Genomic DNA, 23461 nt, shown 5'->3' on the forward strand with positions numbered 1-23461 from the left:
TGCCCGATTATCCCATCCCTCCCCTCCAGAAAACAGCCTGTCTCCATACTCGACTTTTCCCTCCCCCTCCTATAAGAGAAGTGCGTTCCGAACAGTTCCCACGACCAGCCTGCCATTCAGCCGCTCTGCTCTTTCCTGCGGTCTGGTGAAACCATACGCAGTCACCGCCCGGGACGGCAGAATACGCATAACGGTCAGGCGCAACATAAGGAGCCGCAATGCCCTGTCGTACCTTTTCCTATCAGTCGCCCGCAGATGCCGCGCCCATTCGCGCACTGCTCTCCGGGCGGGATGATCCCAACAACTCCGTAGAGCCCGTGGTGCAGGACATCCTTGCCACCGTGCAGAAAGACGGGGATGCGGCCCTCATTGCCTATACCCGGAAATTCGACTGTCCTTCCTTTTCCCCCGAGATGCTTCGCGTTCCCGCAGCCATACTGGAGAATGCCTCGAAGCATGTTCCTGCAGAAGATCTTGCCATCATTCTGGAAGCAGCGGACAACATCCGCGCCTTCCATGAACGCCAGAAGCAGAATTCCTGGTTCACCACGTCTGAAGACGGCACCGTGCTGGGTCAAATGGTGCGCCCCGTAGATCGCGTAGGCCTCTACGTTCCCGGCGGACAGGGCGGCAACACTCCGCTCATTTCCAGCATGCTCATGAATGCCATTCCCGCGCAGGTAGCCGGCGTTCCGTCCATTGCCGTGGTTTCGCCCCCGCGTGAAGACGGCACTCCCAACCCGTACATTCTGGCAGCAGCCCATGCCCTCGGCATTGACGAGGTGTATGCATGCGGCAGCGCATGGGCCATAGCCGCACTGGCCTATGGCACAGAAAGCATCGCGCCTGTGGATGTCATTGCAGGCCCGGGCAACATCTTCGTAGCCACGGCCAAGCGCATGCTCATCGGCAAGGTGGGCATAGACATGATTGCAGGCCCCAGCGAGATTCTCATTCTTGCGGACAATACCGCCCGCGCCGATCAGGTAGCGGCCGATATGCTCTCACAGGCCGAGCACGACACGCTGGCCTCATCCGTGCTGATCACCGACAACGCAGCGCTGGCGGATGCCGTAAAGGCCGAACTCATCACACAGACAGAGGCATTGCCGCGTTGCGACATCGCCCGCAAGGCTCTTGCCGACTGGGGTGCCATCGTCGTCACAGACACCATGGAACGCGCTGTTGAGCTTTCCAACATCATCGCGCCGGAGCATCTGGAAGTCATTGTAGCAGATCCCTGGACCATGCTGCCCAAGCTGCGCAACGCAGGCGCCATTTTCCTCGGGGCCAACTCGCCCGAGCCTGTCGGCGACTATTTTGCCGGCCCCAACCACGTGCTGCCCACCAACGGCACGGCACGTTTCTCATCCGCCCTTTCGGTGGAGACCTTTACCAAGAAATCCAGCATCATTGCGGCATCTGCCTCCTTCACGCAGGAAAACGCGGCCAAGATAGCCCGCCTTGCACGCCTTGAAGGACTGGAAGCTCACGCCCGTTCCGCGGAATCCCGCACACGATAACCATTTCAGGAGAAGCACCATGAACGTTGTCACCAAGACCAACATTACCGAGTATCCGCTCATTTCCCGCGGCAAGGTTCGCGACATTTATGAAATCGACAAGGACACCCTGCTGCTGGTTACCACCGACCGCATGTCCGCCTTTGACGTCATCATGAACGAACCCATTCCCTACAAGGGCGTGGTGCTCAACCAGATCACCCTGTTCTGGATGGAAATGTTCAAGGACATCCTGCCCAACCACCTCATCGCTTCCGAGGTGAAGGACTTCCCCGAGCCTCTGCACAAGTACGCCGCTGACCTTGAAGGCCGCTCCGTACTGGTCCGCAAGGCCAAGCCCCTGCCCATTGAATGCATCATCCGCGGCCACATCACCGGTTCCGGCTGGAAGGATTACCTCAAGACCGGTTCCGTCTGCGGCCACAAGCTGCCTGAAGGACTCAAGGAATCCGAAAAGCTTGCCACCCCCCTGTTCACCCCCTCCACCAAGGCCGAACTGGGCGAGCACGACGAAAATATCACCGTTGAGCAGGCTATCAACATGATCGGTGAAGAGCTGGCCCGCAAGGTTGAGGCCGTCTCCATCGCCATCTTCAGTCAGGGTCGTGAATACGCAGAAAGCAAAGGCATCATCATCGCCGACACCAAGTTCGAATTCGGCCTGCTGGACGGCGAACTCATCCTTATTGACGAAGTTCTCACCCCCGACTCTTCCCGTTTCTGGCCCATGGCAGGCTACGAGGCAGGCAAGGGGCAGCCAAGCTTTGACAAGCAGTACCTGCGAGACTGGCTCTCCGCCCAGCCTTGGGACAAGACGCCTCCTCCGCCCGCTCTGCCCGAAAATGTAATCGCCGAAACCAGAAAGAAATACGAAGAGGCATATTCCATTTTGACGGGCAAGGCGCTTCCCTGCTAGTATTACTCTTACACTGCCCGAAACATGTTTTTCATGCGCGCCGAAAGTTGCGCATCCCTCACAAACAATAACGGAGAATCACATGCTGCTTGAAGGTAAAAGAGCCCTCATTTTCGGAGTGGCCAACAACAAGAGCATTGCATACGGCATAGCCAAGGAATTCAAGGCGCAGGGCGCCCGCCTCGCCTTCAACTATCTCGGCGACGCGCTGCTCAAGCGTGTTGAGCCCATTTCCGAAGAACTTGGTGGCGACTTCATCTTCCAGTGTGACGTCACCAGCGATGAAGAAATCGCAGCCAGTGTTGAACGGGTCAAAAAGGAATGGGGCGGGGTAGACATCCTCATCCACTCCATCGGCTTTGCAAACCGCGAAGACCTTCAGGGACGCTTCATCGAAACTTCCCGCGACGGCTTCAAGCTTGCGCTCGACATTTCGGCCTACTCCCTCACCGCTCTGGCAAATGCCTATGAAGACCTGCTGACAGAGAACGCATCCGTGATTACTCTTTCTTACTACGGTGCGGAAAAGGTCATCACCAACTATAACGTCATGGGTGTAGCCAAGGCCGCTCTCGAGGCCAGCGTGCGCTATCTGGCTGTTGATCTGGGTGCAAAGGGCGTCCGCATCAACGGCATCAGCGCCGGCCCGATCAAGACCCTTGCAGCATCCGGCATTTCCGGGTTCCGCAGCATCCTCAACTACATTGAGGAACAGGCTCCCTTGCGGCGGAACGTAACCATCGAAGACGTGGGCCGCAGCGCCGTCTATCTCGCCTCGGATCTTTCCTCCGGCGTGACCGGCGAAATCCTGCACGTAGACAGCGGCTACAACGTGATGGGCATCGGACTATAGGCGAGCCATAAGGAGAAACCACCATGTGGGATTTCATCATCCCCCTTGTGGGATTCGTGATTCTTGCCTTCATCACCATCAAGGTGATGCCGAAGGACTATGTGCCCAAAGGCGGCTGAATTCCGCACATTGATGGACGGAGAGGCTCTTCGTCCGGCTGTGGCTGCGGTGCAGGCCTGCGGAAACAGAAAGGCTGCAACAAGTAGCAAAGGGGCGGCGCCCGTGTGCCGCCCCTTCTTTTTTTTGCTTGCCAAGCATACGCCCTTTTGCTAGTTACACGCTTCCTGATGCGGTGAGGTGTCCGAGTCCGGTCGAAGGAGCACGATTGGAAATCGTGTGTACCTTAACAGGGTACCGAGAGTTCGAATCTCTCCCTCACCGCCATCAAAAAATTTTTCTGCCATGGCAGAAAGGGAGTCGGGCGGCGGATGCGCTGCCAACCCGGTCAGGTCTGAAAAGAAGCAGCCGCAACAGTTGCTTTCGGGTGCCCGACTCCCAGAAGGCGCAATCTTCGGATTGTGCCTTCTTTTTTTGCCAAAACAGCTTTTTTCCGCATTTTTCGCTTGCCAAGGTCACGCCCCTTTGCTAGCTATCTCTCCGCGTTGGTGAGGTGTCCGAGTCCGGTCGAAGGAGCACGATTGGAAATCGTGTGTACCTTAACAGGGTACCGAGAGTTCGAATCTCTCCCTCACCGCCACCGCAAACAAAAGCGGCGCAATCTCACGATTGCGCCGCTTATTTTTTATCCTCTCAAGAATCCGCTACCACTCGGGCTCCTTCTCCTTATCGAGCTTGCATGCAACCCAACTGGTGAGCTGCCTGACCGGGGCAAAAATCGACGCAACAACCAGCCCCACGACAAAGCCTCCGAATGCGGTGCCTCCTGCGGGAACAACTCCGAGCTTGTTGAACGCCGTAGCGGTCAAGATGGACACGCCTATTCCCAGCGCAAGGAACCACACAGCGCGCAGACCGGTCTCGGCCCCGTCGCGCAGCACGATGAGCAGCTTGGCATACAGCCCCACGGCCAGCAGATAGGCTGCAAAGGTCACCAGACCGGCGTAAGGACCGGCATACAGGAAACAAAGCAGCAATGCGCCTGCCACGGTGGAGAGCCAGATGCCTGCCTGAATATTCATGCCGGTTTCACGATCAAGACAGCGCAAGGTCAGGGCAAGCAGCAGGCCGGAACTAACCAGACATCCGAGGACCACAGCCCATTTCCCGGGGAGATAGAAGGCCGCATTCGCCATGGCAAAGGCGAGCAGCCCCATGAACGCACAACCGGGCATGAACGCGCCACTCTCCTTGCGAAACTCGGCAAAGGCGTCCAGCATCACTGCGCAGATGCAGCCCAGCAGCCCTCCCAGCCCAATCATCGCGAAAGGAACGCCGCCAAACACCAGCGCCACAGACAGCAACAAGGCGCAGACGCCCCATTTCAGCCAGAAGGCACCCCCTAATGCGACCACACCGCACAGGACGGCATCCTTCCAGGCCTTGATTCTATTCCGTATCTTCATAGCAACTCCTGTATTCCTCTCTCTTGTGCGGCTACCGCACGCCGCGCAGAGGTAGCACATATCGCCCCGACACGCCAGCTTCAGGCCCTGCAGAGAAGGCTGGCAAGGCCGCAAAAAAGCCCCCGTCATCCGTAACGGGGGCTCAAATACTTAGTCAGATGCAGGGCTACATGCAGGCATCGGAAATAAGCTTCTCCAGAAGCTGCTGATCAATCTCCATGCCGTTAGCAAAGCGGATACCGAACATACCACCCTGTACCCATGCCACCTGAGCACGGGCATTGGTAATGACTCCATCCAGTTGCACAGGCGGATCAAGGATGACGATATCGTCACCAACGACCACGTCAATGGAAAGCTCACCCGGAGGCAGCGCCACCTGCGCTCCCTGCAGACTCAGATCGCGCAACAGACAATACACTTCCAGCCCGTCCTTCAACTGCAGAGTCGCAAACACCGGACAATCAAGAGGAACCCGCGGCTCACTACGTCGCTCAACCATACAATTCTCCTTGAGGCCTAACCTTTTCCCGAAGCATCCAGAAACCGCAGAAAACGCCGTGCCATTTCCAGATCGGGATTGATTTCCAACGCTCTGAGCAGCATGTCGCGTGCCTTCTCCACCTGCCCCTTCTCAAAATAGACTCTCGCGAGGTTGAACAAGATGTGGTCGTTATGCCCGTCCAGCTCAAGAGCCTTGGAGTAGTAGGCCTCAGCTTCATCAAACTTGCGCTGCTTGCGCAGGTCAATGGCCGCCCCGGTCAGCACGCGCTGATACTCGAGAATCACGTTACCCGTATGCCGCATGGCATCCAGCATGCTTTTCACGGAAAACAGATCCGTATCCGTCAGGGGCACGTCAGGACGTGCATGCATGAAAGCCATGAGCCCCCTGAGCAACATTCCCTCCTCGCGGGAAAGCGACGGCACCTCTTTGGCTGCCCTCGCTCCGTTCACCTTGTCCCGTAGCGAGTTCACCACGCTGCGCAGGTGCTCTTCATACACATCCGGCACCAGCACGTAGTCTGCGAGAAATTGGTTCTTGTCGATCTTCTGTACGAAACCGGAAGGCAGATTGTCTTCATTGAGCGGCTGACAGCTAATTTCCCCCCCGGGAACCTGCGCCGCAAACCAGAGAATACGCAGTTCATGCGTCTGACGTGTTACCCCCGAGCCGAGGGTATCGATCCTGCGGGTTTCATACACACCTAAAACTGTCGGGATCATCGACTCCCCTTTCACCCATAGGTTTCACAGTGGTTACGCTATGGTCCCCCCACTGCTGTATTTTTTAACTAAACCTGCAAACTCCGGCAAAGTCAATTTGTTACCCGGCCCCCAAGCCCAAGTTTTTCAACATATCCTTGGCGAAAACCAAAGAATGTGGAATAGTAAGAATAGGTATCGGAATTACGCCCATCCATCTGTTGTCGTTTTGCACATGCATGTTTACGGGAACCAACATGAGCCAGCAGATTTCGCCGTTTCGCAGCAGTCAGGAGTTGGAAGAGACGTTTGCCCTGGTGCAACAGCGTATCGCCCAAAAGCTTCTGGACTATAAGGCGTATGACTTCAGCAAGAAGCAGACCTGCGCATTCAACGTATTCTTCGACCTTGCGCAGGAATTCGACGCCCTTGAAGACCTGCTCACTCTTGCCGTTCTCATCATCCGCTCCATGTTCGACGTCCATGCGGAAATCTACGTCCTGAACAGCCGCTCCGTGCTGTTGCGCTACGGTTGCTCCACAGGGGCATCCTGCGCCATTCCGGTCATGAATACAGAAGGTCTTCCCCTCACTGACGGTCCCTTCTGGCAGGATAAACGGTACTGCATCCCCATCAGGGGAAAAAAAATCGATCAGGATCTGCTTCCCATCACCCCGGTAGGCGAAACGCTCGGTCTTCTGGTGCTGCATCCGGAGCCCGACATTACCGAAAAGGACGCATTCTTTTTTGAAAAGTACGCCAACCGCGTAGGCTACCAGCTGCACAACCGCATGCTCGCCTTCAAACACCGCGAGCATCTGGAATTCATCAAGAATCTCGTGCATGACATCGGCCACAACGTCATTGTTCCGAACATGTACTTCAAGCTGCTGTTCCGGCAGCTGGACGGCAAGATGAAGGCCATGCGCCATGCCATTTCCGACCTCATGGAAACCTCCATCAGCTCGCCTACCCTTGCCCAGCTGGACTACATTCAACACCGCATGGACGAACAGTATAATGAGGTGTTCCGCCACTTCCAGCAAACCAGCCTGTTTCTGGAAACCCTTCTCCGACAAAGCCATTTCGAGAAAGGCCGCTACGTCCTGCACAAGAGCGTTGTCAATCTGAACGACCGCATCATCACACCCCAACTGGAACGCTTCAAGGCCCGTTTTGACGAAAAGGACATAAAGCTCATTCCCTATTGCGAAGGCAGCGGCACCTTTGATGACAGCATTCTGGTCACGGCCGATGTGGGGCTCGTCAGCCAGGTCCTGGCAAACCTCTTTTCCAATGCTGTAAAATACACTCGTCCGACACCGCATGACGAGGCCGCCCCCAATGGCGAGAAAAGCGGTAAGTACCTCTGCTACGGAGTAACTCTGCTGCCTGATCATTTCGGCAAGGGGTGTTGCGGAGCCCGTGTAAACGTGATCACCTCCGGCCCTTACATCAATGCCGAAGATGCCCCTCAACTCTTCAAGGCAGACTTCCGCGGCAGAGACGTGGGATCCGAATACGGCACCGGCCACGGCCTGTTCTTTGCCAAGGAAATATCGCGTCTGCACGGCGGCGACGCCGGTTATGAAGCCCACCCCATGGGCAATTGTTTCTACTTCACCCTGCCCTGCGACGACTCAGTGCCCAAATCATCATAATTCCACCATGATATGATGAAACCATCACCAAATTACACTCTTGTAAAATAGTTTTGCAAACAGCCCCCGAAAACAGGGCTTTTCCTCCCTTCATCCCTCCTGCAAAACCCCACCGGGGCGGGAACTATTTTTTTCCGCAATATTTTTGCAGAGCTAACCGCGTCCCATCAGCTTTCCCAGCCGTTTCGCGCCCAAAATGCAGCAGACAATATTGTCAACTCGCCAGTTTTTCGTTGCCCCACCAAGGGCTTTTTTGTTAGCACCCATGTGCGGGATTGAGGCATTCCGCAGCCTTTTTTCTTTTACTGGGAGAGATACGTGATCCGTTTTGAACAGGTGAACAAGTGGTACGGCAGCGACCACCACGTGCTTAAGGATATCAATCTTGAAATCGCACAGGGGGAGGTTGTGGTTATCTGCGGCCCCTCCGGTTCCGGGAAAAGCACGCTCATCCGCTGCATCAACAGGCTGGAACCCATCCAGAAGGGACGCATCATCGTGGACGGCATGGACCTTCACGACCCGCGACTCAACCTCACCAGCCTGCGCGCCGAAATCGGCTTCGTTTTCCAGCAGTTCAATCTCTATCCGCACATGACCGTGCTGGAAAACATCACCCTTGCCCCCACCATGGTACGCAACACGCCCCGCGCCGAGGCGGAGCGTCTGGCCATGGAACTGCTGGAAAAGGTGAACATTCCCGACAAGGCCAAAGCCTATCCCAGCCAGCTTTCGGGCGGCCAGCAGCAGCGTGTTGCCATTGCGCGCGGCCTTGCCATGAAGCCCAAGATCATGCTCTTCGACGAGCCCACGTCAGCGCTCGACCCCGAAATGATCAATGAAGTTCTCGACGTCATGAAGACTCTTGCCCGTGAGGGCATGACCATGGCCTGCGTGACCCACGAAATGGGCTTTGCCCGTGAAGTGGCCGACCGCGTCATCTTCATGGACTACGGCGAACTGATCGAAGAGAACACTCCCGAGGAGTTCTTCAACAATCCCCAGCAGGATCGTACCAAGGACTTCCTCAGCAAGATTCTTTCACACTAGCATGGTTGCACAACTCCGGTTCTACACCGGGGTTAACGTATGTTGAGGCGCGTTGCGCTCGTACCGTAACGCAGAGGAAACTGAAAACACTGGGAGTAGAACATGCGTATTGGGAAGATTATTGCCATGGCTCTGGCCGCCACCATGATGGCTTCCACCGCCTTTGCCGGTGCCGTTTACGACAAGGTCATGCAGGACAAGAAGATCCGCATCGGCATCATGACCGACTCCATCCCCGGCGCCTTCTTTGACGCCAAGGGCGAATGGACCGGCTTCGACTACGACATCTCCACCGAACTGGCAAAGCGCATCGGCGTTGAAATCGAGCGCGTCAAGGTGAACAACAAGACCCGCATCGCCTTCATCCAGCAGGGCCGCATCGACGTTTCCGTTGCCAACATGACCCACACCCGTGAGCGCGACAAGTCCATCGACTTCTCCATCACCTACTTCTTCGACGGTCAGAAAGTTCTTTCCAAGAAGGGCGCCTTCGCTTCCCTCGCAGACATGAAGGACAAGAAGATCGCCACGATGCAGGGCACCACTTCCGAAATCAACATCAAGAACGCCCTGAAGGCTCTTGGCGTTGCCAACCCCGATGAGCACATCATTTCCTTCCAGAAGGAATCCGAATGCTTCCAGGCGCTGGAAATGGGCCGCGTTGCCGGCTGGACCACCGACGCCACCATCCTTCTCGGCTACGCAGCCAAGAAGCCCGGCGCATTTGAACTCGTAGGCGACTTCCTCTCCGACGAACCCTACGGCATGGGTCTGCCCCAGGACGATTCCGCTCTGCGTGACGCCGTGAACGCTGCCCTGCAGGACATGTGGCGCGACGGCACCTACATGAACATCTACAACAAGTGGTACGGCCCCGAAACTCCCTACGCCATGCCCATGACCAACCAGATCGAGCTGTGGCCCTAAGCCACACCGGTTATTGAGAATCTGCGCGCGCCCGGTTCAGCCGGGCGCGCGCTTATCCGCCTTTCGGCGTACGGGCAGCGCCCGCCGCACCTCAACATAATGGTTTATTGTTCATGATACGTTTCTGGCTGGAAAAGGTTTGGGTTCAGAACACCGTGCTGCTCGCCATTGCGGCGATCATGACCTACTACTGGGGCTGGGTTTTCGACTTTGGTTACAAGTTCGAATGGTCCATGCTCTATACGGTCAACGAAACCTATCAGGTCAATCTGGGCCTTGAGATCCTCAAGGGTCTGTGGGTAACGGTAAAAATCACCGCGATCAGTGCCGCCATCGGCCTCGGCCTCGGCACGGTTCTGGGACTTTCGCGCCTGTCGGACTTCAAACCGCTGCGCTATACCGCGACCTGCATAATCGAATTTTTCCGCAACACGCCGCTGCTTGTCGTCCTGTTCTTCTTCTACTTCGCCTTCCCGCGTGCCTTGCCTGACGCGGCACGGGAATGGATATTCTCCTTCCATTTCGAATTCTGGACTGCAGCAGTGGCCGTGGGCATGTACACCAGCGCATTCATGGCGGAAGTCATCCGCGCCGGTCTTCAGTCCATCCCCAAGGGGATTCTGGAAGCCGCATACTCCTCGGGCCTCAGCTACGTGCAGGTGCTTCGCAAGATCATCCTGCCCCTTGCCTTCCGCGAAATCATTCCGCCGCTGGGCAGCGAATTCCTCAACAACATGAAGAACACCTCGCTGGCCATGTTCGTTGGCGTAGCAGACATGACCTGGCAGGCTCAGCAGGCCGAAGCCCTTACCTTCAAAGGCTTTGAGGCTACCACCGCAGCGTCCGTTATGTATCTCAGCTTTTCGCTGATCATCTCCTTCGTCCTCAACGGCGTGAACGGCAAACTGCGCACCGTTGGCAACACCAACCGCTCGCTGCCTGTATTGTTTGTTTCCCTCTTCTACTTGCCGTTCTCCGTGGCAAGCAGCGCCCTCTTCAATCCCGTCGGACGCTTTTTACGAGCCCGCCGCCGTCAGCGCGCTGCCAGCACGTATGTCTCCGCCCGGCAGGCCGCCCTGCGCATGGTTGCCAAGCGCGCGGCGCAGGCTGCCATCCTTGCAGGCAAGGCAGCCTTTCTCCTCCTGCTCGGCTCGTGCCTGTACGTCACGATAAAGGGTCTGATCACTTTCGACTGGGCAGCCATCGTCACCGAATTCAGCCACCTGATCATCTGGCAGTTCCCGCACGAAGAGGCAGATCCCTTCCTCGGCATGGGCGGCTTCACGCTCTCCTTCATCATTGCCGTGGTGGCCATTGCGGCCAGTTTCCTCATCGGGCTTGTGGTAGGTCTTGGACGCTGCTCCAACAACCGCATTTTCCGCATTCCCAGCCTGCTCTATATCGAGCTCATTCGCGGCAACCCGCTGATCATCGTCATCTACTGGGTGTACTTTCTCATTCCCGTGCTGTTCAACACCTTCTTCAACACGGTTTGGTCGGCATCCATAGCCCTGACCCTGTTCACAGCCGCCTACCTTGCGGAAATCGTCCGAGGCGGCATCCAGAACATCCCGCCCGGTCAGGTGGAAGCCGCCACGGCATCCGGCCTGACTTACTGGCAGACCATGCGCAAGATCATTCTGCCACAGGCTCTCAAGCAGATGATTCCGCCTATTGTGGGCCTGTTCATCGCCATCTTCAAGGATACCTCGCTGGTTTCCATTCTCGGCGTCATGGAGCTTACGTCCGTGGCCAAGGCCGTGGACAACCGCCTGATGGTCGCCTCAATGGAAATCTGGACAACCACCGCCCTGCTCTACTTCATTCCCTGTTTCCTCATGTCCAAGTATGCCGCTGCCCTTGAGCGGAAACTGAGCCCGGAAAAGGTTAACCTGAAGATGTAGCACGGTTTTCAACCGAAAGACGACCAGCAAGCCCCCGCAATAATGTTGCGGGGGCTTTCATTTTTCATCCTGCGGACGTATAGTGTGAAGTAGAACCGTAACCCTCTTCCCGGGAGCATCAAAAGCATGAAGGCCAGACTTTCCCTTTCCCTGATTGCAGCCACAGGAGCCCTGCTGTTGCTGGTTCTTGTGCTCAACCTTCCGGCGGCGAAGGAAAGATTGACCATAGTCTGCGACATATGGCCGCCTTATCAGATGGAAGAGCAAAGCTCCGCAATAACCGGCTTCTCAACGGAGGTTGTTACACGCGTGCTGGATAACATGGGCGAAAAATACAATCCCATTCAGGCGTACCCGTGGAAAAGAGCTTTGGAACTCTTTCAGCATGGCAACGTAGATGCGCTCTTCTCAGCCAACCACACCAAGGCCAGAGAGGTGTACGCCCTGTACCCTTCAGTTCCGATAGTGGAGTCACCGTGGGTGATATGGACCCGCGACACCGCCATATCTTCGTTGCAGGATCTTAAAGGGAAAAGGATAGGAGTGGTATCCGGCTACAGTTACACTCGAGAATTCTGGGAGTTCATTCAAGTATACTGCACTGTTGAAGAAGTGTATTCGGACGAACTCAATTTCAAGAAACTCCAGATAGGCAGACTTGATGCGCTTGCTGCCGAACTGGGCAACGGCCTGCACATAGCCCGCAATCTGGGGGCAACCAACATTTTTCCCAACCGTGACCTGCAGATCAAGACTGACGGGCTCTACATCATGTTCAAGCGGTCAAGCACCAGCCCGGAATTCATAAACCGCTTTTCCGAAGAACTGGTACGCTTCAGAAAATCCGATGAGTACCAGGCCCTGCACAACAAGTATTTCCTTACGGCAAACTGCAACACGTCTCCCCAGCGAAGTACCACACAATAACAGGCCAACTTGCACGCCACCGGCATAAACAGCAGGAATCGCCCCCCAGCAGAACGTGACAGAACTGGCAGAGAGTATCCGCCCTCATCAGATATCAACGACGGCACACCCCTATTCGCACAGCGCAAAGGAGGTCCGCCATGTCTGCCGAAGTACGAGAACTGGTCAGAAAGTATCTACCGGACTTCCCCATCCAGTATTGCAGAAGTCTTGTGACAGACACCACCCAATTCATGTCCATAGATTACGGTAACGTCATCCGGCTCAACGACATGCATTACATGGTATACAAGAACGAAGCTGAACGCCGTTTCGGTCTGGAAGACCCCAAGTACTGGGTCAAGCGATGCCATGAACTGGAAACGGGACAGCGCAAGATTCTGAAGCTGGAATTTTTTGAAACCTTCCCCGTGCAGGTCGGGCGGTTCAGCGTGGAGTGCTACCGCAGTCCCGACAAGGAATCGCGCATACTGGAAATAGTTCGCGACGATGAGCGGTTCATGCAGGGAGTGACCGTCAAAGACGCCGCAGGACGAAATGTGCGAATACTGGAAATCGTCAACGGAAGGCGGCTTGATGTAACCGTGGACCGCATAGACCTTGACCACCAGACCTATTTCCGTGAACGCCTGCCCGGGCTGCTGCGCAAGTACCTCGAAGCCATCCGCGCCATCGGCATGCTGCATCAGCATGGGGAACGTCATGGCGACATCCGCCGTGACCACCTGTATATGGAGTTTGGCACCGAACACCTGCGGTGGATCGACTTCGACTACACATTCCACTCCTATGAACACCCCTTCGGGCTGGATCTCTTCGGCCTCGGCAACATTCTTGTCTTTCTGGTTGGCAAGGCCAACATCACCGTGCAGTCCATAGAGTCCATGGGCTTTGCCGAACAGTTGCAGGGCAAACTCTCAACCGAGGACCTATCCATAGTCATCCCCAACCGTATCGTGAACCTGCGCAAGATTTATCCTTACATTCCGGAAGCGCTGAATAATGTGCTGATGCATTTTTCCAACAGCGCAGAAATTTTCTACAACACCACGGACGATCTGCTCGCCGACCTAGTTCCCTGCATCGAAGCACTGGAAAAGGAATTCGGCGGCGCCGCTCCGGCATAAAGGACGACAATACGAAGGAGAACACCGTGAGTAACAATCGTATTCTCATCGCATTTGACTCTTCCGAATACGCGTTCAAAGCTGTCGCATATACGGGCGAGATGGTCGCAAAGCTGCCGGGTGTCCAGATCACCTTGCTTCTTGTGGAACGTCTGCCGGACCGGGACTTCTTTCCCGACGAAGAGCGATGGAGAGCGGAATGCGGCAAACGGGTGCAGGCCCACAAGGAAGCACTGGCAAAGGCGCGCGGCATTCTTGAAAACAGCGGCATTCCCCCGCAGGCCGTCACGGTGAATTACCTCGTGAGCTGCAAGTCGCCCTTTGAAGAGGCCATCGTATGCAGCACGGGGGAAAGTGTAGTGGAAGACATTCTGCGCACTCAGCGCGAGGGCGATTACGGCACCGTGGTTGTTGGACGACGAGGCGTTTCGAAGACCGAAGCCTTCATGTTCGGCAGCGTCTCCAACCGTATCGTACAGGAGACGCATACCTGTACCGTATGGGTCGTGGGCTAGCGAGAGTCGAACTTGCCCATAGCGGCATCCACGATGAGCTGCACGTTGCCAGGCAAAAGCCGCTCAAGGCTGAACCGCTCAAGAACGGTCCTGCGGGCTTCTTTGCGCATGGGAAGCATTTCAGCAGGGTTGGAAAGTGCCCTGCATACCGCTTCGGCAATAGCATCGGAAGAAAAGAAGTCTACAAGCTGCCCGTTCCTGCCATGCTCCACCACCTCCTCAACCGGAGCAGTGGCGGAGGCAATGAGCGGCACTCCGCAGCTCATGGCTTCAAGCATGGACCAGGAAAGCACAAAAGGTCTGGTCAGGTAGACATGTGCCATGGAGTGCTGCAGCACCTGACGGTATTCACCGTAGGGCAGTCCCCCCGTGAAGTGCACCCTGTCCATACCCGGCACCCCTTTCAGCCTGTCCAGCATCACAGCCTTCCAGCTGCCGCCCTCCTGAGGCGGTTTGCCGTAACAAACCCTGTCCTCACCCACCACGAGCACGTGTGCCTCTGGCCGTTCGGCAAGGATGCGCGGCAACGCCTCCATGAACTGCGGAAAGCCTCGGTAGGGCTCCATACCCCGCGTGGCGTAGGTGACGAGTTCACGGACACCGGAAAGATCAAGGCCGGGCAACACAAGCCCCTTGGCCCGCTCCTCGGCGGATAGCGGTGCGAAAAATGTGGTATCCACTCCGTCATGACGGATGGCGAGCTTATCGCGATACCGTTCAGGAAACTGTGACGCCTGCCATGTCGTAGGCAACTGGCCGATGCAGCAGGCATCAAGGTCGTTCAGGATCACCGCGTTGCGTGTACGCAGGTTCATCCGCTGAATCCCCGTGACCGTTTCGGCGGGATCAAATCCCACATCCGCTCCGTCCGCATTGTAATACCATTCGAAGTACCCCACGAAGGGGGTTTTCGGCAGGGCATCACGCACAAACATGGTCGCCCCCCAGCCCGAATGTCCCACCACCACGTCCGGCGTGAAACCGGATTCGACAAGCTTGCGGCACAGCATGTAGCCAGCCTCGCCCTGTGCCACAGCCCGCTCATAATAATGCGCCAGCTTGTGGCCGTTTGTCGGGGGCTGAAAGCGCGTGCCGAACTGCACCTTGCGCACGTTGGCTATCACCCACTCCGGGCGCGTGTTGGTGCAGGCAAAAACAACCTGATTCTCGGGCGACTGGGCCAGCCTTGCTGCCACGTGCCGGAACTGCGCAGGAAAATTGGGGTGGATAAACAGGTATTTCATACAGTTTGTCTACTGAAATTCCAGTCGGTTGTCTGCATCCAAGCAGAAAAAAAAGCCGGAGACGCAAAGCGCCTCCGGCTGAATAAACGGCTTGTCCCGTAATCTAGAAGGTCACGGTAACGGCGGAAGACACGCGCTGAGCCTTGGCTTTGGCTTCCTCAATGGAATCGGCCAGCGCCAGAGCCACGCCGAGACGACGCTTGCCCTTCACTTCAGCCTTGCCGAAGAAGAGCAGCTGGGTTTCAGGCTCCTGCAGGGCCTTGTCCAGATTGCCGAAGGTGGGGCCGGTGCCGTTGCCTTCCACCAGCACCACGCTGGATGCGGCAGGTCCGCGCTGGGTGATGGCGGGAATGGGCAGGCCCAGAATGGCGCGCGCATGCAGGGCAAACTCGCTCATATTCTGAGAAATGACGGTTACCAGACCGGTATCGTGAGGACGCGGAGACACTTCACTGAAGATAACGGCATCACCCTTGATGAACAGTTCCACACCGAAGAGGCCGTAGCCGCCCAGAGCATCGGTAATGACCTTGGCTACACGGCGGGATTCCTCAATGGCCTTGGGGCTCATGGGCTGAGGCTGCCAGGACAGACGGTAATCGCCGTCCACCTGCAGGTGACCGATGGGATCGCAGTAGCTGGTGCCGCCCTTGTGGCGAACAGTCAGCTGGGTGATTTCGTAGTCAAACTCGACAAAACCTTCCACGATTACACGCCCGCTGCCGGTGCGACCGCCTTCCTGGGAATAGGCCCATGCCTTGGCGATATCGGCTTCGGTCTTCACGGTGCTCTGGCCCTTGCCGGAAGAGCTCATAACGGGCTTCACAACGCAAGGAAGACCGATTTCCGCGATGGCGGCACGGTATTCTTCCTCGGTGTCTGCAAAACGGTAGGGAGAAGTGGGCAACCCCAGTTCCTCGGCAGCAAGCCTGCGAATACCTTCGCGGTTCATGGTCAGTCGGGTTGCGCGTGCCGTGGGCACAACGGTAAACCCTTCTTTCTCCAGTTCCACAAGGGTATCGGTAGCGATTGCTTCAATTTCCGGCACGATGAGGTCAGGCTTTTCGGTCTCGATGATTCGACGCAGCGCAGCTCCATCAAGCATATTGATCGGGTACGACCGATGCGCAACCTGCATGGCGGGGGCGTTATCATAGCGGTCCACGGCGATCACTTCAGCACCGAGACGCATTGCCTCGATGGCGACTTCCTTGCCCAGCTCGCCGGAGCCGAGCAGCATGATTTTGGTCGCGGACGGGGTAAGAGGGGTTCCGATGGAAGCCATGGATGGTGCTCCTGATACGGTAAGAGGTTGTTGATGCGGTTAGGCGGAACACGCCTGACGCGGTTTTGCACATACCGCAGCGTATTGCAAGGAACTTCTGCCCCACCGCTTGCATCCGTGTGAGTCAGCCATGCAGCATAATAGGGCATCACCCGCCAAGATCTACCCAAGTCAAAACCCTACGAATCACATTGGCAGAGTCAAGCCGGAACAACACACCAGTCCGCAGGCTTACCCTCTAGGAATGGTCTCCCAGAATAACACCGGTAAAGGTCTGGTTCACATGCAGGGCGTCAACCTGTTCCCCGTAGGTGTGAAAACCGATGTGCTCCATCCTGTCCAGAACACGCTGCATCTTGTGGGTAAGCCCCAGTGACTCCACTTCAAGCCGGCGATGTATGCATTCGCAGCCTATAAGCAGCTTGGGATACGGCACCTGAATAAGGCTGTCATAAAAAGCGCGCTCAAGATTGGCGACGATGTCGTGACTGGTTCCCAGATACAGAATGAGTCCGGTCTCAATGGCGCTGTAGAACTGCAGACTGCCATCCGGCAACGCAGCGCGCACCGCCCGCACGTAATTCTGCCCTGCAACCCTGAGGATGAGCGGATGCAGCGAAAACAAATCCGGAGTCAGGTCGTTTTCAGGCACACCAATGGCTTCGGCATAGACAGAGGCTGCCCGCCGGTCATTAATGGTGAAAACCGTTCGCGAATCAGGGTCTGCGTCCGTGATCTGAAACCGGCTCTCAGACCTGACGAAATGTTGCGCCTGCAACACGGTGAAAGGCAGAGTCGTCTCAAACAGAGCCAGCAAAGCGGCACCGGAGTGAAACTCCCCGTCGTGGTAGACGAAGGTCTTGTGCAGTTCAAGATCGTCCCCTGCCGAGCCGCCCACGATTGGGACGGAACCAAAGACCTTTTGCAACGCAAAGACCACACGCTCCTCAGCTCCGGAGAGTCCGTCTATCATCAGCAGGCCGAACCTGTTGTTCTTTTCCTCATGTCCCTGCAAGCCGTTGCCCAGCAACGAAGACGCCACATTGTCGGCCGCATCCTGCGAAAAGGACGACAGCGAATCAATCAATACAGGGCGAACTGACAGTTCTGACGAACTGATGCTGGCCGCCACGATACTCCCTTTGCGATATCCCATGCCGGAAACGAACTCTCCGGCCGAAGTGCATCCAATAATGGGACAGGGAAACGTCTTCCGGAGCGCCTTGCCCAACGCTGCAAGGTCATAGCGGACAGAACAGAAGAACACCACCACCGCCATTTCAGGCTGCATAATGGCATCTGCAAGCTCGCGGACAGCCTCTTCGGCATCAGCGGCAACAGATATTGAGGTACGAACTGATACGGCTTTCAACGCAACCCTCTCATTGAGTGAACATAACTATGCAACATTCATAATCCCATACGCATGGCATTTGCCATAAAAATCATCAACAGACACATACCGGAGACCCATATTATAATAACATGACTTTTCGAAACGCTGACAAGCGGTTACACTGTGCTCCAGCATCAGTACACTCTACCAAAACAACGGACAAGATTCCATGGCTCACCCTCCATCTGAACGCATTCTGCTCGTGGAAGACGACCCCGCCTTCGGCACCATGCTCAATGAAGCACTGGAAGCCAAAGGATATCGTGTGCAGCGGGTATCAAGAGCTGAAGACGGGCTGGAGCTTTTACGCACGGAACGCTTCGACCTGATTCTTACAGATGTGAAGCTGCCCGGAATGTCCGGACTTGAATCCATTCCCCACTTCAAACAAAGAGCACCGGAGAGTGACATCATCGTCATGACCGCTTTCTCGACCAAGGAAATGGCTGTTGAGGCCGTGCGGCAAGGGGCCTACGACTTCTTCTCAAAGCCTTTCAGCCTGAGCGAACTGGAAATAGTGGTTCGCCGCTGCATGGAAAAACGGCACCTCCAGAACAAACTGGTCCAGTTGCAATCCAACCTGCTGTGCAGTGGGCCAACAGGATGCATTATCGGCGAAAGCACAGCCATCCGTGAAGTGAAGGAGCGCATAGAGCGCATCGCCCCGCTGGAAACCACAGTACTCATTCTCGGCGAATCCGGCACCGGCAAGGAACTGGTATCAGACACTGTGCACGCCCTCTCACCTCGGGCAGGAAAACCGTTCATACGGGTGAACTGTGCGGCCATCCCCGAAAACCTGTTCGAAAATGAACTGTTCGGTCATGAAAAAGGAGCCTTCACCGGCGCAGTGCAAGCGCAGCCCGGAAAGTTCGAGCTGGCGGACAAAGGCACCATCCTGCTGGACGAAATCGGTGACATGCCGCTTTCCATCCAGCCCAAACTCCTGCGCGTGGTGGAACAGAAACAGGTGGAGAGGCTGGGCGGACGCAAACCCATTACGCTGGATGTGCGCATAATAGCTGCCACCAACCAGCACCTTGACGAGCTGATACGGGAAAAACGCTTTCGTGAAGATCTCTACTACCGCCTGAACGTGGCTGTCATCGAGCTTCCCCCCCTGCGGAAACGCAAGGAAGACATCCCCCTTCTTGCGCGCCACTTCCTCAACCGCATCCGTACACAACTGGCCCTGGACGTGGACGGCTTCACCTCAGCGGCTGTATTCGCCCTGCAGCAGTACGACTGGCCGGGCAACGTGCGCCAGCTTGCCAACGTTCTGGAAGGGCTCGCCATCAGTGCGGCCCCCGGCCGCATAGACGAACGCCATGTAATCCGTGCATTAAGCGGTTCAACCGAAGGTGCGGCAGCCTTGCAGGTTTCCGGCACCGCAGATTGGAAAGCGGAAAGCAGCCTCGCCGCCCTGCCTGACGGCCCCATCAATCTCAAGGACAGTGTGGCAGAGCTGGAACGCATGCTTATACTCAACGCCCTGCAACGCACCCATGGCAACCAGAAGGAAGCAGCGGCCCTGCTCGCGCTTAACCCCAAGAATCTTTGGGCAAAAATGCAGAAGCATGAGATTTCACAAAACGATATAAAAGCATCACTTCCATAGTTCTAATTTTTATAGATCACCATTATCTTCTGATAATCTCCCCGCCTTCCTCCCCCTCTTCGTTGTTCCACAACGGGTTACCAACCATCCTCAAAAGTCTAGAAAATACCTAAAATCAAGGGCTTCGTGTAGCTCTATTTTTTTTAGATCACCCGTTTCTTCGCGAATTTCCACAGTTCCCAACCCCTTCCCGCGAATACCTGAGCAATTGCCCTTTTTTGCGTTCTAATTTTCATAGAAAACATCCTGAACGCCCCCACCAGAATACTTCCTGCCAGAGCCGTAAAAACGTGAAAAACAGACGTTTTACATTTTTTTACATTTAAATAACAGATGGTTAAAAAAAAATCCGACACTTCAGATCAGAATTGGCACAAGGGTTGCCATAGAAGAGTCGTGCAGCTTCGATAGGCAGTCTAATAAGACAAACGTCATCCCAAAAAAAAGGAGCCCCCAAATGCGTACCATTAAGAATTTTATCCGTGAAGAAGAAGGCGCAACCGCTCTGGAGTACGGCCTGCTGGCCGCTCTGATCGCCGGTGTTCTGACCGCCGCCGTTACCTTGCTCGGTGGCAACATTCGTGACCTGTTCAACCGTCTTGCTGGCGACATCAGCGGCGCATAACGGCTACCGAACACACGGAAGCATACTACGAAGGAGACACCCCAAATGCGTACCATCAAGAATTTCATTCGTGAAGAAGAAGGCGCCACTGCTCTGGAATATGGCCTGCTGGCCGCTCTGATCGCCGGTGTTCTGACTGCAGCAGTTACCCTGCTCGGTGGCAACATTCGTGACCTGTTCAACCGTCTTGCTGGCGACATCAGCGGCGCATAACAGCTACCGAACCACGAAAGCATATTACGCCTGATCGCAGCGTAAAGCGCTCGACGGGACCGGGAGCCCCCGACCCCGGTCCCGTCAACCTTTTAAATGACCAGACGAGGAGGAAGCCATGCAAGTATACCTGAACCTTCTTCTTGCAACCATACTGCTCATCGCAGTGGTCACGGATCTGAAGGGCCAGCGCATCCCCAACTGGCTTACCTTTCCCGCCATGGCTTTCGCTCTTGCTTTTCACGGCATAACCCAGGGTCTGGACGGGCTGGTTTTCAGCTTTTCCGGCCTGGCCCTCGGTTTTGGCGTGATGATCCTCCCCTACCTCTTCGGCGCCATGGGAGCCGGTGACGTCAAGCTCATGATGGCCACCGGAGCCTTTCTTGGCTTCTCACTCACCCTGCAGGCATTCATCCTTACAAGCATTGTGGGCGGCTTCTACGCCCTCGTGATGCTGGCAAGGCACATGGATGTTCTTAAAAAGGTACTTGCCGCACTGCGCGACACGGCTTCGCTCTTTCTTGCGACACGCCAGTTCGCCTATGTCCGGCAGGCCGACGACAAGCGTTTCCCGCGCCTTTGCTACGGTGTGGCCATTGCGGCGGGAACCTTCGGGGTTATGGTCATCACTTGGGGCCCTGCCGGATTCTTACCGGCACCTTGGATGTAACCGGCAACCATTCCGGGGGGAATAATGCGCGCGTCCACAATAATTCCCATAGCCTTAGGGCTCATCCTTTCGCTTGCCGCCGGCTTCATGGTCTTCACATGGATGCAGGGGAGTCAGAAGCGTCAGGCTGTGCAAGCTCCTCAGACCATTGAGATCGTCGTTTCCGCCCAGCCCATTGCCAAAGGCACCAAGCTGACGGAGACCCATCTCAAGCTGGCCTCTTTCCTTCCCGAGACCGTGCCGGCAGGCACTTTCTCCGAAGCCACCAACCTCATCGGCCGCGTTGTCTCCACGCCTTTTGAACAGGGCGAGATGATCACCGCAGGACGTCTGCTCGACGACAGCGTGCAGTACGGCGGCGTTTCCACCCTCATCAGCCCCGGCATGCGCGCCATAGCCGTGAAGGGCAACCAGATTCTCGGCATCGCCGGATTCATTCGCCCCGGCAACCGCGTAGACGTGCTCGTGACCATTGATGACGAACGTCGCACCAAGGACAAGGCCGTCACCAAGACCGTACTGGAAAACATCCGCGTCATCGCCACCGGCACCGAACTGGAGCAGAAGGGCGAGGACAAGGAAACCTCTTCCGTAGATGTATACACCCTTGAAATGGAACCCAAGGACGCGGAAAAGCTGGCTCTGGCAGCCACCCGCGGCACCTTGCACTTTGCCCTGCGCAACCCTGCGGACACCGAATCCATCAAGACCAAGGGCACCAACGTTCCCGACACACTCTCCTCTCTTGCCCCGCCCGTACCCAAAAGCCGCACGGCAAAGCCTGAAACCAAGGTGGAAGTCATCTCCGGAACCAACCGCCAGACCATGAGGTTTGCACAATGAGAACCATGCACACAACCATAGCGGTTATCGCGGCAGTTCTCCTCTGTGTTGCCTCGGCGGCCCTTGCTGCCGGCCCCGCACAGATTACGCCGCAGACCCTGGAAATCGTAAAGGGCAAGTCGGAAGTCGTGTCCCTCACCATTCCCGCCTCCCGAGTTTCCATAGCCGATCCGGACACTGCCGACATCGTCCTGCTCTCTCCGTGGCAGGTATACGTAACCGCCAAGAAACCCGGTGTGACCAGCCTGACCCTGTGGTCCCGCACCGGTGAGCTTGCAGGGGTGTATGACATCCATGTCACCGCCGACCTTGCGCAGCTTAAGGAAATGCTCCATCGCCTGCTGCCCAAGGAAACCGACATACGCGTGATGGGCACCGGCGACAAAATCACCCTTTCCGGCACCGTGACCAGCGCAGCCAGCCTTGCCACGGCGCTTGAGATTGCCGAAAACTACGCCCCCGAAAAGGTGACCAACCTGCTCAGCGTGGGCGGCGTGCATCAGATCATGCTGGAAGTGAAGATTGCGGAAATGCACCGAACCGTGCTGGACCGTTTCGGCATCGACCTTGCCTACGCCTTCAAGGGCGACTTCGCTTACTCCATGCTGAACAACCTGTTCTACCTCGACCCCACGAAGGGTGCCTTCTCCATGGGTGAAAGCGCCGCTATTGTTAACCCGGCCCGCAACGGGATGTTTCGTATGACCTCAGGTCAGGTGACCCTGACCGGTTTCCTTGACGTGCTCAAGCAGAACGGCCTTGTGCGTGTGCTGGCGGAACCCACCCTTATCTGCCGCAGCGGTGAAGACGCCCAGTTCCTCGTGGGCGGAGAAATCCCCATCCCCATCCCGCAGGGCTTCGGCACCATCGCCATCGAATACAAGCAGTACGGCGTACAGCTCGTGTTCAGCCCCACGGTTGTTTCCGGTGACCGCATCAGCCTCAAGGTCTTTCCCGAAGTTTCCGAACTCGACTACTCCAACCTCATTGAGATCAGCGGCATGAAGATTCCTGCTCTGAGCAGCCGCCGCGCCTCCACCGTGGTCGAACTCGGTAACGGCCAGAGTTTCGCCATCGCGGGCCTGATGCACAACCAGATCCGCGAGAACATGAAGAAGTATCCTGGTCTCGGCGAAGTTCCGATTCTCGGCACCCTGTTCCGCTCCAGCGAATTCCGCAAGGAGGAAACAGAGCTCATCATCATCGTAACCCCGCACCTGACCAAGCCGCTGGACGTGGCTCAGCAGAAGCTGCCCACCGACAACTTCGTTGAGCCCACGGAAATGGAATTCTTCTTCCACGGCAAGATGGAAGGCGACCGCCCCGCCAACTCGGGTCGCATCAAGCCCGTGAGCACCGGTTCGCCTGAAGACGACAACCAGCCCTCCACCGGTATGGAAGGCGACTTCGGCCATATCATCCCCCAATAGCGGAA

The 23461-nt window shown here is 56.3% G+C and carries 22 protein-coding genes, 2 tRNA genes and 1 other RNA gene; 19 read left to right on the top strand and 6 right to left on the bottom strand.

Going from position 1 to position 23461, the window contains the following annotated elements; genetic code table 11:
• Positions 1 to 218 precede the first annotated feature (218 nt).
• The 6 genes from hisD to N1030_RS09620 all read left to right on the top strand — a co-directional run bounded on the left by hisD (position 219) and on the right by N1030_RS09620 (position 3989).
• Positions 219 to 1523, top strand: coding sequence for a histidinol dehydrogenase (gene hisD, locus N1030_RS09595; RefSeq protein WP_265825263.1), 1305 nt, complete (start codon positions 219 to 221; stop codon positions 1521 to 1523).
• A 19-nt stretch (positions 1524 to 1542) separates the two neighbouring features.
• On the top strand, positions 1543 to 2439 hold the full coding sequence (locus N1030_RS09600; RefSeq protein WP_265825264.1) for a phosphoribosylaminoimidazolesuccinocarboxamide synthase: 897 nt from the start codon (positions 1543 to 1545) through the stop codon (positions 2437 to 2439).
• A gap of 82 nt (positions 2440 to 2521) precedes the next feature.
• Positions 2522 to 3292, top strand: coding sequence for an enoyl-ACP reductase FabI (locus N1030_RS09605; RefSeq protein ID WP_265825265.1), 771 nt, complete (start codon positions 2522 to 2524; stop codon positions 3290 to 3292).
• A 291-nt stretch (positions 3293 to 3583) separates the two neighbouring features.
• Positions 3584 to 3676: transfer RNA gene (locus N1030_RS09610), tRNA-Ser, on the top strand.
• Positions 3677 to 3700: 24 nt separating this feature from the next.
• An RNA gene (gene ffs, locus N1030_RS09615) (signal recognition particle sRNA small type) lies at positions 3701 to 3796 on the top strand.
• 100 nt (positions 3797 to 3896) lie between these two features.
• Positions 3897 to 3989, top strand: a tRNA-Ser gene (locus tag N1030_RS09620).
• A 64-nt stretch (positions 3990 to 4053) separates the two neighbouring features.
• On the opposite strand, the gene N1030_RS09625 is transcribed toward N1030_RS09620, so the two are convergent.
• From N1030_RS09625 to N1030_RS09635, 3 genes are all read right to left on the bottom strand, one after another.
• Positions 4054 to 4815 (bottom strand): hypothetical protein, encoded by a 762-nt coding sequence (locus tag N1030_RS09625; protein ID WP_265825266.1) that lies wholly within the window; start codon positions 4813 to 4815, stop codon positions 4054 to 4056.
• Positions 4816 to 4981: 166 nt separating this feature from the next.
• On the bottom strand, positions 4982 to 5317 hold the full coding sequence (locus tag N1030_RS09630) for a PilZ domain-containing protein (protein ID WP_265825267.1): 336 nt from the start codon (positions 5315 to 5317) through the stop codon (positions 4982 to 4984).
• Positions 5318 to 5334: 17 nt separating this feature from the next.
• Positions 5335 to 6042 carry a tetratricopeptide repeat protein gene (locus N1030_RS09635; RefSeq protein ID WP_265825268.1) on the bottom strand — a complete coding sequence of 236 codons (708 nt, stop codon included), beginning with the start codon at positions 6040 to 6042 and terminating at the stop codon, positions 5335 to 5337.
• A gap of 236 nt (positions 6043 to 6278) precedes the next feature.
• Here N1030_RS09635 and N1030_RS09640 point away from each other — a divergent pair, with 236 nt between their 5' ends.
• The 7 genes from N1030_RS09640 (at position 6279) to N1030_RS09670 (ending at position 14132) form a co-directional block, all read left to right on the top strand.
• Positions 6279 to 7682 carry a sensor histidine kinase gene (locus N1030_RS09640; RefSeq protein WP_265825269.1) on the top strand — a complete coding sequence of 468 codons (1404 nt, stop codon included), beginning with the start codon at positions 6279 to 6281 and terminating at the stop codon, positions 7680 to 7682.
• Between the two features lie 318 nt (positions 7683 to 8000).
• Positions 8001 to 8732: an amino acid ABC transporter ATP-binding protein gene (locus N1030_RS09645; protein ID WP_265825270.1), complete on the top strand. Its 732-nt coding sequence runs from the start codon at positions 8001 to 8003 to the stop codon at positions 8730 to 8732.
• 102 nt (positions 8733 to 8834) lie between these two features.
• Positions 8835 to 9659 (top strand): transporter substrate-binding domain-containing protein, encoded by an 825-nt coding sequence (locus N1030_RS09650; RefSeq protein ID WP_265825271.1) that lies wholly within the window; start codon positions 8835 to 8837, stop codon positions 9657 to 9659.
• Positions 9660 to 9772: 113 nt separating this feature from the next.
• Positions 9773 to 11563, top strand: coding sequence for an amino acid ABC transporter permease (locus tag N1030_RS09655; RefSeq protein ID WP_265825272.1), 1791 nt, complete (start codon positions 9773 to 9775; stop codon positions 11561 to 11563).
• A 126-nt stretch (positions 11564 to 11689) separates the two neighbouring features.
• A complete protein-coding gene (locus tag N1030_RS09660; RefSeq protein ID WP_265825273.1) occupies positions 11690 to 12490 on the top strand; it encodes a substrate-binding periplasmic protein in 801 nt (266 codons plus the stop codon).
• Positions 12491 to 12630: 140 nt separating this feature from the next.
• Positions 12631 to 13617 carry a serine/threonine protein kinase gene (locus N1030_RS09665; protein ID WP_265825274.1) on the top strand — a complete coding sequence of 329 codons (987 nt, stop codon included), beginning with the start codon at positions 12631 to 12633 and terminating at the stop codon, positions 13615 to 13617.
• 26 nt (positions 13618 to 13643) lie between these two features.
• Positions 13644 to 14132, top strand: coding sequence for a universal stress protein (locus N1030_RS09670; protein WP_265825275.1), 489 nt, complete (start codon positions 13644 to 13646; stop codon positions 14130 to 14132).
• Here the strand turns inward: N1030_RS09670 and N1030_RS09675 are convergent.
• The 3 genes from N1030_RS09675 to N1030_RS09685 form a co-directional block, all read right to left on the bottom strand.
• Positions 14129 to 15376, bottom strand: a complete 1248-nt coding sequence (locus N1030_RS09675; RefSeq protein WP_265825276.1) for a glycosyltransferase — start codon at positions 15374 to 15376, stop codon at positions 14129 to 14131. The two genes, N1030_RS09670 and N1030_RS09675, sit on opposite strands and share 4 nt — an antisense overlap.
• Positions 15377 to 15479: 103 nt before the next feature.
• On the bottom strand, positions 15480 to 16661 hold the full coding sequence (purT, locus tag N1030_RS09680) for a formate-dependent phosphoribosylglycinamide formyltransferase (RefSeq protein WP_265825277.1): 1182 nt from the start codon (positions 16659 to 16661) through the stop codon (positions 15480 to 15482).
• Between the two features lie 238 nt (positions 16662 to 16899).
• Positions 16900 to 18033 carry an FIST N-terminal domain-containing protein gene (locus tag N1030_RS09685; RefSeq protein WP_265825278.1) on the bottom strand — a complete coding sequence of 378 codons (1134 nt, stop codon included), beginning with the start codon at positions 18031 to 18033 and terminating at the stop codon, positions 16900 to 16902.
• 193 nt (positions 18034 to 18226) lie between these two features.
• Between N1030_RS09685 and N1030_RS09690 the strand changes: the two genes are divergently transcribed.
• The 6 genes from N1030_RS09690 to N1030_RS09715 all read left to right on the top strand — a co-directional run bounded on the left by N1030_RS09690 (position 18227) and on the right by N1030_RS09715 (position 23456).
• Positions 18227 to 19675, top strand: coding sequence for a sigma-54-dependent transcriptional regulator (locus N1030_RS09690; protein ID WP_265825279.1), 1449 nt, complete (start codon positions 18227 to 18229; stop codon positions 19673 to 19675).
• 457 nt (positions 19676 to 20132) lie between these two features.
• On the top strand, positions 20133 to 20300 hold the full coding sequence (locus N1030_RS09695; protein ID WP_265825280.1) for a Flp family type IVb pilin: 168 nt from the start codon (positions 20133 to 20135) through the stop codon (positions 20298 to 20300).
• 45 nt (positions 20301 to 20345) lie between these two features.
• Positions 20346 to 20513, top strand: a complete 168-nt coding sequence (locus N1030_RS09700) for a Flp family type IVb pilin (protein ID WP_265825280.1) — start codon at positions 20346 to 20348, stop codon at positions 20511 to 20513.
• A gap of 118 nt (positions 20514 to 20631) precedes the next feature.
• Positions 20632 to 21183 (top strand): A24 family peptidase, encoded by a 552-nt coding sequence (locus N1030_RS09705; RefSeq protein WP_265825281.1) that lies wholly within the window; start codon positions 20632 to 20634, stop codon positions 21181 to 21183.
• Between the two features lie 24 nt (positions 21184 to 21207).
• Entirely contained in the window at positions 21208 to 22026 is an 819-nt protein-coding gene (gene cpaB / locus N1030_RS09710; RefSeq protein WP_265825282.1) for a Flp pilus assembly protein CpaB, read from the top strand.
• A gap of 5 nt (positions 22027 to 22031) precedes the next feature.
• Positions 22032 to 23456: a type II and III secretion system protein family protein gene (locus tag N1030_RS09715; protein WP_265825283.1), complete on the top strand. Its 1425-nt coding sequence runs from the start codon at positions 22032 to 22034 to the stop codon at positions 23454 to 23456.
• Positions 23457 to 23461: the final 5 nt, after the last annotated feature.

The sequence above is a fragment of the Desulfovibrio mangrovi genome (assembly GCF_026230175.1).
Taxonomy (GTDB): domain Bacteria; phylum Desulfobacterota; class Desulfovibrionia; order Desulfovibrionales; family Desulfovibrionaceae; genus Halodesulfovibrio; species Halodesulfovibrio mangrovi.